The sequence below is a fragment of the Flagellimonas sp. L-11 genome, from assembly GCF_056857735.1.
Map to the genome: position 1 here is coordinate 1 of NZ_JBSXNR010000054.1, position 13,861 is coordinate 13,861.

The 13,861-nt window shown below is 41.6% G+C and carries 14 protein-coding genes; 9 read left to right on the top strand and 5 right to left on the bottom strand.

What is annotated here, in order from left to right:
* From AC13CC_RS08435 to AC13CC_RS08465, 7 genes are all read left to right on the top strand, one after another.
* The coding region (locus AC13CC_RS08435) for a DUF7151 family protein (RefSeq protein WP_482878259.1) at positions 1–1,141 on the top strand (1,141 nt) is incomplete at its 5' end.
* Positions 1,142–1,218: 77 nt separating this feature from the next.
* On the top strand, positions 1,219–3,192 hold the full coding sequence (locus AC13CC_RS08440; RefSeq protein WP_482875705.1) for a T9SS type B sorting domain-containing protein: 1,974 nt from the start codon (positions 1,219–1,221) through the stop codon (positions 3,190–3,192).
* Positions 3,193–3,216: 24 nt separating this feature from the next.
* Positions 3,217–4,149 carry a PorP/SprF family type IX secretion system membrane protein gene (locus AC13CC_RS08445; protein ID WP_482875681.1) on the top strand — a complete coding sequence of 311 codons (933 nt, stop codon included), beginning with the start codon at positions 3,217–3,219 and terminating at the stop codon, positions 4,147–4,149.
* A gap of 56 nt (positions 4,150–4,205) precedes the next feature.
* Positions 4,206–4,739 (top strand): isopentenyl-diphosphate Delta-isomerase, encoded by a 534-nt coding sequence (gene idi, locus AC13CC_RS08450; RefSeq protein WP_326278856.1) that lies wholly within the window; start codon positions 4,206–4,208, stop codon positions 4,737–4,739.
* Positions 4,736–5,143 (top strand): 6-pyruvoyl trahydropterin synthase family protein, encoded by a 408-nt coding sequence (locus AC13CC_RS08455; RefSeq protein ID WP_482875682.1) that lies wholly within the window; start codon positions 4,736–4,738, stop codon positions 5,141–5,143. The genes idi and AC13CC_RS08455 overlap by 4 nt, the downstream gene beginning before the upstream one ends.
* Position 5,144: 1 nt before the next feature.
* Entirely contained in the window at positions 5,145–6,113 is a 969-nt protein-coding gene (locus tag AC13CC_RS08460; RefSeq protein ID WP_482875683.1) for a type I phosphomannose isomerase catalytic subunit, read from the top strand.
* A 28-nt stretch (positions 6,114–6,141) separates the two neighbouring features.
* The gene (locus AC13CC_RS08465) at positions 6,142–6,414 is read left to right on the top strand and encodes a hypothetical protein (protein WP_293169292.1); all 273 of its coding nucleotides are present in this window, start codon (positions 6,142–6,144) and stop codon (positions 6,412–6,414) included.
* Here AC13CC_RS08465 and AC13CC_RS08470 read toward each other — a convergent pair.
* From AC13CC_RS08470 to AC13CC_RS08480, 3 genes are all read right to left on the bottom strand, one after another.
* Positions 6,411–7,112 carry a DUF4369 domain-containing protein gene (locus tag AC13CC_RS08470; RefSeq protein WP_482875684.1) on the bottom strand — a complete coding sequence of 234 codons (702 nt, stop codon included), beginning with the start codon at positions 7,110–7,112 and terminating at the stop codon, positions 6,411–6,413. The genes AC13CC_RS08465 and AC13CC_RS08470 overlap by 4 nt on opposite strands.
* 42 nt (positions 7,113–7,154) lie before the next feature.
* Positions 7,155–8,417 carry a DUF819 family protein gene (locus tag AC13CC_RS08475; protein ID WP_482875685.1) on the bottom strand — a complete coding sequence of 421 codons (1,263 nt, stop codon included), beginning with the start codon at positions 8,415–8,417 and terminating at the stop codon, positions 7,155–7,157.
* Between the two features lie 154 nt (positions 8,418–8,571).
* Complete coding sequence (locus AC13CC_RS08480) at positions 8,572–10,770, bottom strand: DUF5916 domain-containing protein (RefSeq protein WP_482875686.1); 2,199 nt, start codon at positions 10,768–10,770, stop codon at positions 8,572–8,574.
* 152 nt (positions 10,771–10,922) lie between these two features.
* Here AC13CC_RS08480 and AC13CC_RS08485 point away from each other — a divergent pair, with 152 nt between their 5' ends.
* On the top strand, positions 10,923–11,693 hold the full coding sequence (locus AC13CC_RS08485) for a S1/P1 nuclease (protein WP_326278863.1): 771 nt from the start codon (positions 10,923–10,925) through the stop codon (positions 11,691–11,693).
* A 5-nt stretch (positions 11,694–11,698) separates the two neighbouring features.
* On the opposite strand, the gene AC13CC_RS08490 is transcribed toward AC13CC_RS08485, so the two are convergent.
* Entirely contained in the window at positions 11,699–12,571 is an 873-nt protein-coding gene (locus AC13CC_RS08490; RefSeq protein ID WP_014033504.1) for an AraC family transcriptional regulator, read from the bottom strand.
* Between the two features lie 214 nt (positions 12,572–12,785).
* Between AC13CC_RS08490 and AC13CC_RS08495 the strand changes: the two genes are divergently transcribed.
* Positions 12,786–13,163, top strand: a complete 378-nt coding sequence (locus tag AC13CC_RS08495) for a hypothetical protein (protein ID WP_326278864.1) — start codon at positions 12,786–12,788, stop codon at positions 13,161–13,163.
* Between the two features lie 48 nt (positions 13,164–13,211).
* Here AC13CC_RS08495 and AC13CC_RS08500 read toward each other — a convergent pair whose 3' ends face one another.
* Entirely contained in the window at positions 13,212–13,844 is a 633-nt protein-coding gene (locus AC13CC_RS08500) for an MOSC domain-containing protein (RefSeq protein ID WP_482875688.1), read from the bottom strand.
* Positions 13,845–13,861: the final 17 nt, after the last annotated feature.

Consider the following 13,861-nt stretch of genomic DNA (forward strand, 5'->3'; position numbering starts at 1 on the left):
TCCTGTTGGAGACAAAGGAGAAACAGGCGATAAGGGAGAGACCGGGGACAAAGGCCCACAGGGCGATCCCGGCATACAGGGTCCACAAGGCCCGATTGGTGAACAAGGCCCCCAAGGAATCCAAGGCGAACAAGGTCCTGTTGGAGATAAAGGAGAAACAGGCGATAAGGGAGAGACCGGTGACAAGGGCCCACAGGGCGACCCTGGTATACAGGGTCCGCAAGGTCCGATAGGTGAACAAGGTCCGGTCGGAGAACAAGGTCCCCAAGGAATACAAGGAGAACAGGGTCCGGTCGGAGAGCAAGGTCCGCAAGGTCCGATTGGTGAACAAGGTCCTGTTGGAGATAAAGGAGAAACAGGCGATAAGGGAGAGACCGGGGACAAAGGCCCACAGGGCGATCCCGGCATACAGGGACCACAAGGCCCGATGGGAGAGCAGGGTCCCATTGGCGAACAAGGCCCGCAAGGTCCAGTAGGATTGCAAGGTCCAACTGGTGAACAAGGTCCACAGGGGCCAATAGGAGAGCAAGGTCCAATTGGCGAACAAGGTCCTGATGGACTTGCTAATTTAGTAGTTACAACTGCGGAACCCGCAGGGCTTAACTGTACAGCTGGAGGAGTAAAAGTCGAAACTGGAATTGACGATAATAATAATGGTACATTAGATGTTAGTGAGGTTGATTACACAGAATATGTTTGTAATGGCGACCCTTCAACAGATGATCAAAAAGCATCAGAAGTGGACTCAGATACTCCGGTAGATGTAGACGGTGATGGAAATACGGAAGCTACGGTAGAGGACGTAATTCAGGATATAGCGCCAATTACATCCAAAGCAGCAAGAATATTTTACCCGCCTTCTATTGCTATTGATGCTTCAACCAATGGCACTTTTAGTCTTGACCTTTACCAAGAATATATCAACCAGTATGGTTCGCCAACAGTCGGAAGTATAGGGGCACCTGCTGCAATTCCAACTTATAGTCGTACCGATTTGTATTACTACGTAACCTATGCAGACCCTACGGTGTTCGACACAGGAAGTATGACAATCGATGCAAATGGTAATTTGAATTATACCGTTCAGGCACAACCTGCCGACTACAATGTATTGATCAACGTGGTTTTTGTAGTAAAATAATAAGGACTAAAGACGGATAGAATTTGAAATCAAACACCTCATATAAGTCTTTACTCATTGGACTGTTCATTTTCTTTATGGGAATGAACTTTGCAAATGCACAATTCTTGCTACAAGCACCCGACACTGGCGATGAATATAACTATCAATGGTTTGAGGCATCGGATACTGGAACTGTTTTGGGAACCAATTCATTTTATGAATCTACCCAACCAGGTGTCTATTTTGCCACTTATGATGGTACACTCTGCGGGTCCAATGCTACGGGTTATTTTATATTGACCGATTGCGAAGCACCCAACAATGAGGTGGTCTTGGATATTTCAGCTAGTGTTCCTTCGGGAGCTACCGTAAGCTGGAGTCCAGCGCTAAGTGGGGATCAAACCAGACCTACCGTTACAAGTACCCAAACTGTAATGAGGTATGTGGCCACTATTACAAAAATGGGTAATAGTACAGAACTACCACGTTTTACGGTGGTATGCATGAGTCAAGCAGCAAACTTGATGAATGACATGATTGCTGTTAATGAAGACGAATCGGTTGCCATACCTATGTTAGGTAATGATTTCGATATACCGACTGAAGGCACTTTGACGATTGCTAATCCATCAAACGGAACAGTGAACATTGATGACAATGGAACCCCCAATGACCCATCAGATGATCTGGTGACCTACATGCCTAACCTAGATTTTAATGGCAATGATGGTTTTGATTATACCATTTGTAATGCTTTTGGGGATTGTAGCACTGCAACGGTTACTGTAGATGTACTTCCCATTGTGGATGCCAACGACGATTCGTTATCTACCGATATAGGTGTGGAAGCGGTTGTTTCTTGGCGAACCAATGATAACGATATACCTACTATGGGTTCTATCACAGCTACGGACCCATCCAACGGAACCGTTGTTTTAAATGATAATGGTACGGCTGGTGACCCCTCTGATGATAATATTGCCTACTTGCCTGATTCTGGATTTACAGGTACGGATTCTTTCGAATATACAGTATGTGACGCAAATGGAAATTGTAGTACCGCAACGATTACGGTAATCGTTAATCCTTCAGGAATTGATTTGGATAGTGACAATGATGGTATTGTGGACAGTTTTGAGGATTTGAACGCAGATAACGATAATGACCCGTCTACAAGTCCAACGGACACCGATGGCGATGGTATACCCGATTATTTGGACATTGATAGCGATAATGATGGTATTCCAGATAACATTGAGGCACAACCTGTCTTTGGCTACATTGCCCCAAGTTTAGCGGATGAAAACGGTAACGGTTTGGACGATGCGTTCGAAAATGATGGAAATGTGGGATTGATTCCTCTTGATTCCGATAATGATGGTATTCCAGATTATGTTGACGAGGATAGCGACAACGACAATGTACCGGATGTCATTGAAGGGCACGACCATGACCATGAAGGTATTGCAGATGTGGAGTTAATCGGTTCCGATAAGGATAACGACGGTTTGGACGATGGTTACGAAGGGGAAACAGTAATCGACATTGATGTTAACGATGAAATGGATGACCCAAGTACAACCTTGCCAGATAACGATTCTGACGGTACCCCGGATTTTAGGGATTCCGATGATGACGATGACGGCATCGAAACCATAGATGAAGATTTGGATATGGATGGAAACTATGCCAACGATGATTCCAACGAAAATGGTATTCCAAATTACCTAGATCAAGACTTGGGTGAGTTGACCGATACAGAAGAAGAACCCGACCCAATCAATGTAATTACACCAAATGGTGATACGGTACATGATGTGTTTACCATAAAATATATAGAAAACTACCCGAACAACACCGTGCGAATTTACAATAGATGGGGGGTAATGGTTTTCCAGACCAAGTCCTATAATACCAGCGGTAATGTGTTTGATGGTACTTCCCAAGGAAGGGTTACTGTGGATAAGGATAACAAATTACCAGTTGGCACCTATTTCTACGTAATAGATTATGAGGGTCAAAATGGAAACATGAAACAAATTTCAGGTTATCTATACATAAACAGATAAAGAATGGTTACTGTGGGGAAAAAGATGTTTAAGAGAAAAATGCAATGGTTGTTTGTGCTGTTTCTATTTGGTGTGGCGAGCATGCATGCACAACAAGATGCACAGTACACCCAATATATGTACAACACGGTAAGTGTTAACCCGGCCTATGCAGGTTCACGGGGTCACTTGAGCATTGCAGGCCTGTACCGTAACCAATGGTTGGGGCTCGATGGGGCACCAGAGACCCAAACATTAAATGTTCACACACCGGTTGGCTATCGCGGTGTTGGTTTGGGATTATCTATTGTAAACGACAAGATCGGACCTACCTCCGAGACCTATTTTGATGTGGATTTCTCCTATACCATAAAAACTTCAGATGAAGGTAAATTGAGTTTTGGTCTTAAGGGAAGTGCCCACATGTTGGACATACGCTATTCCGAACTCGATGAGTTTGAGGTGGACCCACAACTACAATCGCAACAAGATATTCAGAATAAATTTTCACCGAACATTGGGGCTGGTGTATACTACCATACCGATAAATTTTATGCAGGTATTTCGGCTCCAAGAATGTTGGAGACCACCCATTTTGACTCATCCTCGGCTTCTACGGCCAAGGAACAGATGAACCTTTACCTGATTACAGGATATGTTTGGGATCTGAACCCATCATTAAAGTTTAAGCCCACACTTTTGACCAAAACGGTACAAGGGGCACCATTACAAGTGGATCTCTCCGCCAACTTTATGTTGAACGAAAAATTTATTGGTGGAGTGGCCTACCGCTGGGATGCCGCGTTTAGTGGACTTATGGGCTTTATGTTGTCCGATCAATTTATGATCGGTCTCGCTTATGACCGTGAGATATCGGAACTTGGAGCGGCCACCTTTAACGATGGTTCCTTTGAAATCATTTTAAGGTATGATTTTATCAGAAATATCGGAAACATGAAATCCCCACGTTTCTTTTAGGAAGAATTTAAATACCTATTCCCGTTATTTTATCGCAAAGGTCATATTTTTACCAAATGAGAGAGGAAAATGTGATACTTGTAAATGAAAAGGACGAACCCATAGGTTTAATGCCCAAAATGGAAGCCCATGAAAAGGCATTGCTTCACCGGGCATTCTCGGTTTTTGTGATGAATGCCAAGGGAGAGACCATGCTCCAGCAAAGGGCCAAGGATAAATATCATTCCCCATTGTTGTGGACCAATACATGCTGTAGCCATCAACGGGAAGGAGAAAGCAATATTGATGCCGGCAAGCGCAGGCTCATGGAAGAAATGGGCTTTACCACCGAACTCAAGGAACTTTTCAATTTTGTGTACAAGGCCCCTTTTGACAATGGCCTTACCGAACACGAGTTCGACCATGTGATGGTGGGATATTTTGAAAACGAGCCCAATATCAATCCAGATGAAGTTGCCGATTGGAAATGGATGCATCCAAAAGATATTAAAAGGGATATGGCAGAAAACCCTGAAGAGTACACCGCATGGTTCAAAATTATTTTTGAACGTTTCTACGACCATCTTATGCAAAACACCCAGGCACAATGAAAGTAAAAGCAAGTAGAAAGGCCAGTTTTAATGCCGCGCATAGATTGTACAGACCAGATTGGGATAACGAAAAAAACAATGCGGTTTTTGGAAAATGCAACAATCCAAAGTTTCACGGACACAATTACGACCTTATAGTCAGTGTTACAGGGGAAATTGATCGGGAAACCGGCTTTGTTATGGATTTAAAAATCCTCAAGGAATTGATCAAGGAACATGTGGAGGAAGCTCTGGACCATAAAAACCTGAACCTGGATGTTCCAGAATTCGAGAATTTAAACCCTACGGCCGAAAACATAGCGGTAGTTATATGGAATAAATTAAGGCCCCATATAAGTAAAGATAAGGAGTTGGAGGTAGTACTCTATGAAACCCCTCGAAATTTTGTAACCTATACAGGATAAGATGAGCCTATATCCATTAAAATTTAAACCGATACTTAAGGAAAGACTTTGGGGAGGCACCAAATTAAAAGATGTTTTAAACAAATCCATTGAAAGCGATATTACTGGCGAAAGTTGGGAACTCTCCGGAGTCCATGGAGATATTTCTGAAGTATCCAATGGGGACTTGGCGGGAACTTCGCTTCAACATTTGATGAATGAACAAGGAGAAGCACTTTTGGGAAAGAGTGTTATGGAACGTTTTGGGAACGAATTTCCCATACTCATCAAATTTATTGATGCCAAGCAAGACCTTTCCATACAATTGCACCCCAACGACGAGTTGGCCAAAGAACGACACAATTCCTTTGGAAAAACGGAGATGTGGTACATTATGGATGCCGACCCTGGCGCTAAACTGATTGTGGGTTTCAATAAAGATGTAGAAAAACAAGAGTACATTAAACGTATTGAAGAGGGCACTTTAACCGATTTGATGAACTATGAAGAAGTAGGGGAAGGGGATACATTCTTTATCAATACGGGAAAAATCCATGCGATTGGGGCTGGTGTACTCTTGGCAGAGATTCAGCAAACTTCCGATATTACCTATAGAGTTTTCGATTTCAACAGAAAGGATAAGGATGGAAACCTAAGAGAATTACACACTTGCTTGGCCGTTGATGCCATCGACTATGAAAAAAAGGATGATTTTAAGATAGATTATCCGAAACTGCCAGATGCTGTCAACCCTATGGTGGATTGCCCATACTTTAAAACGAATTTTATGGAGTTGGCCCAACCTTTAAAACAAAATGTAACGGATAGGGATTCTTTTACAATTTATATGTGCGTTGGTGGAGAAGCAACCATTAACAACGATTGGGGAAGCGCATCCATTAAAAAGGGGGAAACTGTTCTTGTTGCTGCATCAAGTAATTATGTAGATATTGATACCCAAGGAGCTAAACTTTTAGAAGTTACCATTTAATACTATCTTTAAACAAAACTGCTGCATTATGCCAAGTATTCGTGATTTAAAAAAAGATGTCAATTATGTCTTGGGAGACATTATTGAGGCTGTTTATATATGGGAAGCCGGTTCAGGTAACAAAGAATCTGAAGAAGGAACCGTAATCATAGACGAAGCCATTGAGGTGTACGACAATCTCATGGATAAAATCAATCAAAAAAAGATAGAGGACACTAAAGCCCACTTTAAGTCCATACGAAATGAATTGGAGGAAAAGGCCACTAAATTGGTCGAACAGCTCAATAGCCTTGAAGCTTAATTCTTTTTATCCAAAAATTCTTTGAATTTCTTTCCGTATTTGGATGCAGCCACCTCTGGGGTCAATCCTTTGTAGATGGAGTCCAAATACTTTGGATTTGCCTCGCTGGCCTCTGTCATCATAATATAGGGAGTGGCATAAGAATCTCCATTGTTGAGTCCAAAATTTAGGGCATATCGGTATCTTCTGATCATGTTTTGGTTCATTAATCGTTGAATGGAGTCCAAAGCAACGGAATCTTCCTGTAATTCGGGGGTAGAGGCTTGCTGTGCCAGTGTAAGTTCTTTGATGTTGAATTTTGAAGCCATTTCGTAAAACTCCAAGAGCTTTTCATGGGATTTAGATCCAGAAATTTCGACATTGGTATCAAAAGTGTTCCAAGCGGTATTGATTACTATGTTCCCCGACTCTCCAAAAAAGGTAATTCTATCGTTGATGTCATTATTGTCTTCCTTCTTTAGGTAGAGATAAAATATCTCTGGTTCGGCCACCTCGGTCGAAAAACTAAATGCCCCGTCTCCTTTTATTTCCAAAGAATCCAAAACAGCCAAGGTGGAATCCTTGAATTGTTGTAAATAAAGGGTTCCCTTTTTAAGTCCTTTAATGTTTCCACTAACGGTCATGGTGTTTTCCGTAGGCCGTTCACAGGACAGTACGGTAATTCCAACAAGCAATACAAACAAAATCCGCTTCATCATATAATTTTAGCTCGGCAAATATGCATAATCTTCTGAAAATATTTAAACATTTGAGGCGACTTCCATCAACAAAGCACATAAATAGGCTCCTGCCGTACCCACAACATAGCCGAAAACAGCCAAAAGAATGCCCACAGAGGTCAAGGAAGGGTGGAACTCAGCGGCAACAACGGGAGCAGAAGCAGCCCCTCCTACATTGGCCTGACTGCCCACGGCCAAGAAAAAGAAAGGTGCTTTTATAATTTTTGCCATCAAAATAAGCAGCCCGGCATGGATAGTGATCCAAATTAGTCCAATGGCAATAAGCCCAGGGTTGTCCAGTACTTTGCCCAAATCCATTTTCATTCCGATGGTCGCCACTAAAATATAAATGAACATGCCGCCAATTTTACTGGCCCCGGCACCTTCATAATTTTTGGCCTTGGTAAAAGAGAGACCGATTCCGATAGCGGTGGCAAAAACAACCATCCAAAGAAATTCGGACCCAAGGGAGGACAATATTTTTTGTGGATTTCGGATGACCTCAAAATTGTGCTGTAAAAAACCGGCAAAATGATGTCCAGTTAAATGGGCAATACCCACTCCCACAAATGCAAAGAACAACAACATAATGAAATCCTTGAGTGTGGTAACCCTTGCAATTTTTTCAGTGTGGGTAGATACTTTTACCTTGAGCGCTTCTATGGATGAGGTGTCGGCCTTGAGCCAACGGTCAATTTTGTCCGTTTTGCCCACTCCCAAAAGGATGATGGCCAACCATAGGTTGGCGACTACAATGTCTATAAGCACCATGCCCCCGTAACTTTCTTGATTGTATTTGAACACTTCGAGCATGGCAGCTTGGTTGGCACCTCCCCCGATCCAGCTTCCTGCGATGGTGGCAAGCCCTCTCCAAACAGCATCTGGTCCAACACCCCCCACTGTTTCTGGAGAAAATATAGAAACAATCAAAATGGCGATAGGTCCACCTATTACTATGCCCACGGTTCCAGTTAAAAACATGACCAAGGCTTTGGAACCTAGATTCATAATGGCTTTTAGGTCAATACTTAATGTCATCAAAATTAAGGCTGCGGGAAGAAGATAGCGACTGGCCACATAATAAGTGTTGGACGATGACTCGTCTATAATACCCACACTGGCCAAAATAGCAGGTAAGAGGTAGCACATGAGTACCGTAGGGACCACACGATAAAATTTGGACCAAAACCCTATTTTAATGGATGAGGTATAAAAAACAAAACCTAAACAGAGGCAGAGCAGTCCAAATATTACGGTGTCTTGGGTAAAAGGTAGTTGGTCCATAGAATTTGTAAGCTAATTGCCCAAATATAGGAAAATCGTCGGGGTGGTGGTTTAGCCACTTAAGGTTTTGAAATGTTACTGATTCCATCCTTCTTATTCTGATGGCATATAAAGCAAAACCGATGAACAAAACACTATTGGGATTTAATGTTTGCTAGATGTTTAACCAATACGTAAACTTTAAATTAATGGAACGACTTCGAGGAATAAAGGAATTGACAAAATAATTGTCGTTGTACACCAAAAATAGGTCAGACAGGGGAGCAAAGCGCCACTGTAAACGCGAATTGAACCCTAAATTGTCCAGTTGGTTGCTATATTGGATCAGTGTGGACCAAAAAACAGACTTGTTGAAGGTTATATCTATTTTGGGGCTCACCAACCAAAGGTCCTCGCTCTCGTAGGGTTGCGGTAGTTTAATGCTGTTATAGTTTAGACCCAAGGAAAACAGCATTGTTGGTTGGAGTCTAAGGCTCATGTCTCCTTCCAAAACAAACCGCGTACCGTTATAAAAGTCTCCATACCCTGGTTGTACCGAATACGAAAATACCCGTCTCCTGTCGCTTTGAAACCCCATTTCATAGCTGGTATAATAAAATCCTACATTGGCAGGTAGTTCGGTGCCCCCGTCCGTACCTGTTGGATCAAAAGTCTCGGTAAGGTATGTATAACGATTGAATAGCCTGACAGCAAATTCTTCTTGTGATTTAAATTTGGCTTGCCAACTGGAAAAAATCGCATAATCTGTGTTCATGTAATCTAGGGTAGGTCTCCAAATTACATTGGGACTGAACCGGAACCCATGAAAATTTAGTTTTCCTTTTTGTGGCCAAAAATTGAATTCTACAAAAGGTCTTGCAGCCACAATATCTTGCCTGCGTACATATCCCAAATCTGAACGGAAGTCGTTGCCCACAAAATTTCCGCGAACCCCAAAGTTTAGGAATCTGGAGTTATATCGCAGATCTAGACCTCCCGAAGCATCACGGTCCCCTATATCGTGGGCAAAGGATTTATGGTAGAAAAACTTGCCTGTCCAAGTATTGTTTACCGATGCCAGATTATAGTCCATCCCAACCACTCGGTTGTACCTGTCGGTTTGCTCAAGAAAATCGTAATCCCCAAAACTTTGACGGTTTACAAAAATGAAACTAAGGTTGGAACGGGAAAACATTTTTTTCTGAAGTGCAAAAACCGTATTGTTGTTGCTGGGGATTTCGTTATCCTTATCTTCTTCGGTTTGAAGGTTTAACAGACCAAGCCGCCAATTTTTATTCAACTTTCCACTTAGTCTTATCCCGCCCACGATGCCATTTTCTATGGTTTCATCGTCTGCGTTTTGTGCAATCCCTATTCTTCGAGAGAAAAAGGGGTTGGCATCCCTTTCGTTTCCAAAAGAACCAAAAAGGTCGCTGTTGTCTATAAAGAACTGGCGTTTTTCGGGCAGCGAAACCTCAAAACGGGAAACGTTGGTAATCAAATTGTCTACTTCTACATTCGAAAAATCCGGGTTTAGGGTAACGTCCAAGTTCATACCGTTGCCTATGGAAATTTTTGCATCCCCACCAAAATCAAACTTGCTCAGATCTTCATTGTTTTCATAGTCCTTTCCCACAATACCGTTTACATAAGGAATAAGGGCCATAGGGGTTCTGGATTTTCCTAAAGGCTTTTCAAATACCATATCGCCCATAAACGCCAAGCTGTACACGAGCTGATTTTGGGGTATTTTTATCCAAGTACTGGTTTCGTTGGTCTGCATATCAAACCTATAGCTATTGAAACGCCACTTGGTCTCTCCTTGCTTAAACTTAAAAGATGTTAAAGGAATTGCAATTTCGCAGATGTAGTATCCATCATATACTTTTGCCTCTCCTTGCCACTTTACGTCCCATGATGTGGTAAAACCGCTTGGACCGGACCCGCCATTGGAGATCAAAGCTTCTCTCCGGACACCATAGGGGTTCATACCAAAAAGGAAAGCATTGGTGCCATCGTTAAAGGTATCGAACATTAAACTGATATTGTCATTGCCGCCTGCTCGGTAATCCCTTTTTAAAGATGGAATCACATAGTCATCCCCTTCAGTGTCCAATCTAATGCCAACATAAAGTGTAGTGCTGTTGTACACCATCTTAATATCTGTCTGTTGTCCTGCCAGCGTGGTGTCCGAAGGAAAATATTGATGAAAATTGTTGGCGCTTTCAGAGGTTTCCCAGACACTTTCATCCAAGATACCATCTACTTTAATGATATCGTTTATGAACTTAACCGTAAAGGTTTTAGGGCTGGATTGGGAAAACAGGGCAATAGGGAGCAAGATTGTAGCGAGTACAAAAAGTTTTCTTAACATTGGTTTAGTTTAGTTGGTTTAACAAAACTACGGGATAGGTAGTTAAAAAAATCCCAAAATTCTGAATTAGATTGTTCTTTGGTAAAACATTCTGAAAATTAGCCGTGATTTGTTTTAATAATCACCTTCGCTATTCTAAAAGACATTAAAAAATGAAAAGAACCTTGTTGCTATTGCTTTTATTTCCCTTTATAGTTTTTGGTAATACTATTTGGGGGAAAACCGGACATCGTGTTACCGGACAAATTGCACAAGAATATTTAACAGGAAAGGCCAAAAGGGCTTTGAACGATTTATTGGATGGGCATAGTCTGGCTTTTGTCTCCACATTTGCAGACGATATAAAAGCGGACAGGGCCTATTCAAAATATTCGGCATGGCATTATGTCAACTACCCATTGGGGACGAGTTATAAGGATTCGAAAAAAAGCAAACATGGTGATATTGTTACGGCAATCGAGGAATGTATATCCAAGGTAAAGGATAAGAAAAATACGCGGGAAGATCGTGTTTTCCATTTAAAAATGTTGGTTCACCTTATTGGGGACCTGCACCAGCCCATGCACGCGAGCAGGGGTGAGGACAAAGGAGGTAACGACATTCAAGTACAGTGGTTTGGCGAGGGAAGCAATTTACACAAGGTATGGGACAAAAACCTGATCGAATCTTATGGGATGACCTATACGGAACTGGCGTCCGAATTGGACGGGGTAAATCGCAAGGAACGTAAAAAAATCCAAGAGGGAACCATTTATGATTGGGTCGATGAATCCCACGAAATTTGCGCAGTACTATACGAATCTGTTGAAGTGGGCGATAAGCTGGGATACCGTTATTCCTACGAATATAACGATCTATTGTTCCAACAGCTCCAAAAAGGAGGATTGCGGTTGGCCAAGGTCTTGAATGATGTGTTCGGGTAAGAGCTTTAGGATTGCAATACCGTTTTCAATTGATTTCTATATTCCGAAGGGTTTTGCCCGGTAAATGCCTTGAAGGACTTGTTAAAGTGTGAGAAGTTGTTGAAACCACTATCATAACACACTTGGGTAATGCTCATGGGCTGTTCCGCCAACAGTTTGGAGGCGTGCACCAATCTATACTCGTTAACAAATTGGGTAAACGTTTTGTGGGTGATTTTTTTAAAGTATCTACAAAAAGAAGGTACCGTCATACTCACTATATCGGCAATTTGCTCCAAGCTAATGTCCTCTTTAAAGTTAGCCTTTACATAATTGAAGACAATATTGATACGGTCGTTGTCCTTTACCTCGGTCTCAATGGAAAATCCTTCAGCGTTCAAAACATTCATTTCGGTAGAGGTAGCCAAAATGTTCAATATATTAAGGATGGACAGTAACCTTTGGAAATCTGTCTGGTATTCCAGGATTTCCATTTTTTCCCCAACTTTCATTTTGGTCTTTCCAGAAAAGGCGATGCCCCCTTTGGCAACCTCGAACAATTTCTGAATATTTTTCATCTCAGGGATATTGAAAAAATCACTTCCCAGAAAATCCACCTTCATCTGTACTAAAGTCTCACTCTTGTTGCCGGTAAGCTTATCGGTAAAGCCACAATGCGGTAAATTGGAACCAATAAGGATAAGGTCCCCGTTCCTATAATAAGATACGTGACTGCCTATTTGCCTTTTGCCAGACCCCCCGTTCACATAAACCAACTCCAATTCTGGGTGGTAATGCCAACCATTGTTCTTGTTCTCATTGTTTGCGTTGAATTTTTGAAACGCGAACGAGTGGCCAAAACTTGGGGCTATTGCTTCAAATGCAGGTTTTTGGATCATTTAGCGCAATTTTTCCTTTTAATACCATAAAGGTAAAAAACTAATTACCGTGCAAATATCTACAATGTTAACTTAAAGTTATGCTATTTTATCATTAATACTATGTTAAAACGCTTACCATGTTAATATAGCACATAAACTGGAAAAGATGGTGGTATTTCAGTGCACCAATGCAGCGTACATTTGTACTGTAATCTTAAAAAAACGAAGTGTTATGAAAGTAGTAAAGAATTTAACAGTAGCAGCAGTCCTTTTGATATCCTCTTTGGGAATGGCTAACGGAAACACAACCGATTTTGGTAAAAAAGTAGTAGCCAAGTACGAGGTTGAAAAGAATTTGGTAAAAGTAAACCTTGATCCTGTATTTGTAAAGAAAGGTCAAAAAATTATGATGAACCTTTTGAACATTTCTAAAGGTAAGGTGCTTTTAAAGGTATACGATAGTGAAGGCAGACTTGTTTTTGATGAAGCTATCGACGGTGACATCGTTGTTGAAAAAGCATTCAACTTTGAAAAAGCCTTTAAAGATGAATATACCATAGTTGTAGTGGACAAATTCGGTACCTACAAGAAAACTATGGAGGTAAGATAGTTTGTTTAGTTAATTTTTATGTGCATTGGGGGCGAGAGCCCCCTTTTTTTATGCCCATTTTTTAAGTTTTTCTCTTTTGTTGGGCGGGAGGGCTTCATTTTTTATGGCCAGTTCCAAAACATCCTGGTCTTTTGCTTTGGAAAAAATCAACGTATAGAATTCCTGAACGGTCAAAGGGTTTTTGGACGCTTCTACCAGTTGCATGGAATCACCAACACGTACTGTACCCGGTTGCAAAACACGAACATAGGTTCCGGGAAAGCCATGGTCTATAAATTGCTTCAGTATATTTTGGTCCTTAAATCTAATGCCCAGTTTATAGCAAGGCTCCCTTGGTTGTGTTATCTGGACCAGTGCAGAGCCTAGTTTATAAATACTGCCTATCCGTATTTGAGATTCATTCAAGCTGTCAAGAGTCAAATTTTCTCCGAACATGCCCCAATCCCATTCCAAATGGGGATATTTTGCTTTCCAATAGGGATAGTTGCCGGCAGAAAACAAATAACAGGCTTTATAAATACCACCATGGTACTTTCGGTCTGCAACGGTATCGCCATGCACATCTTCCGTATCCAAAAAGAGCGGCTCTTTAACTGGGAATTTGTAAATACCCGTTGTGGTCTCTTTACCGTTCCAAATAATTTTTGTGGGTTCACCGAGGTTTGTAGAGATAACTTTCATGATGGCAAGTTATAAAA

Bases quoted from the DNA above. Each gene is read 5' to 3' on its own strand.
- AC13CC_RS08480 (WP_482875686.1), bottom strand. From the start codon at position 10,770: ATGTTAAGAAAACTTTTTGTACTCGCTACAATCTTGCTCCCTATTGCC.
- AC13CC_RS08465 (WP_293169292.1), top strand. From the start codon at position 6,142: ATGCCAAGTATTCGTGATTTAAAAAAAGATGTCAATTATGTCTTGGGA.
- AC13CC_RS08500 (WP_482875688.1), bottom strand. From the start codon at position 13,844: ATGAAAGTTATCTCTACAAACCTCGGTGAACCCACAAAAATTATTTGG.
- AC13CC_RS08460 (WP_482875683.1), top strand. From the start codon at position 5,145: ATGAGCCTATATCCATTAAAATTTAAACCGATACTTAAGGAAAGACTT.
- AC13CC_RS08455 (WP_482875682.1), top strand. From the start codon at position 4,736: ATGAAAGTAAAAGCAAGTAGAAAGGCCAGTTTTAATGCCGCGCATAGA.
- AC13CC_RS08445 (WP_482875681.1), top strand. From the start codon at position 3,217: ATGTTTAAGAGAAAAATGCAATGGTTGTTTGTGCTGTTTCTATTTGGT.
- AC13CC_RS08495 (WP_326278864.1), top strand. From the start codon at position 12,786: ATGAAAGTAGTAAAGAATTTAACAGTAGCAGCAGTCCTTTTGATATCC.
- AC13CC_RS08470 (WP_482875684.1), bottom strand. From the start codon at position 7,112: ATGATGAAGCGGATTTTGTTTGTATTGCTTGTTGGAATTACCGTACTG.
- idi (WP_326278856.1), top strand. From the start codon at position 4,206: ATGAGAGAGGAAAATGTGATACTTGTAAATGAAAAGGACGAACCCATA.
- AC13CC_RS08485 (WP_326278863.1), top strand. From the start codon at position 10,923: ATGAAAAGAACCTTGTTGCTATTGCTTTTATTTCCCTTTATAGTTTTT.
- AC13CC_RS08440 (WP_482875705.1), top strand. From the start codon at position 1,219: ATGGGAATGAACTTTGCAAATGCACAATTCTTGCTACAAGCACCCGAC.
- AC13CC_RS08490 (WP_014033504.1), bottom strand. From the start codon at position 12,571: ATGATCCAAAAACCTGCATTTGAAGCAATAGCCCCAAGTTTTGGCCAC.
- AC13CC_RS08475 (WP_482875685.1), bottom strand. From the start codon at position 8,417: ATGGACCAACTACCTTTTACCCAAGACACCGTAATATTTGGACTGCTC.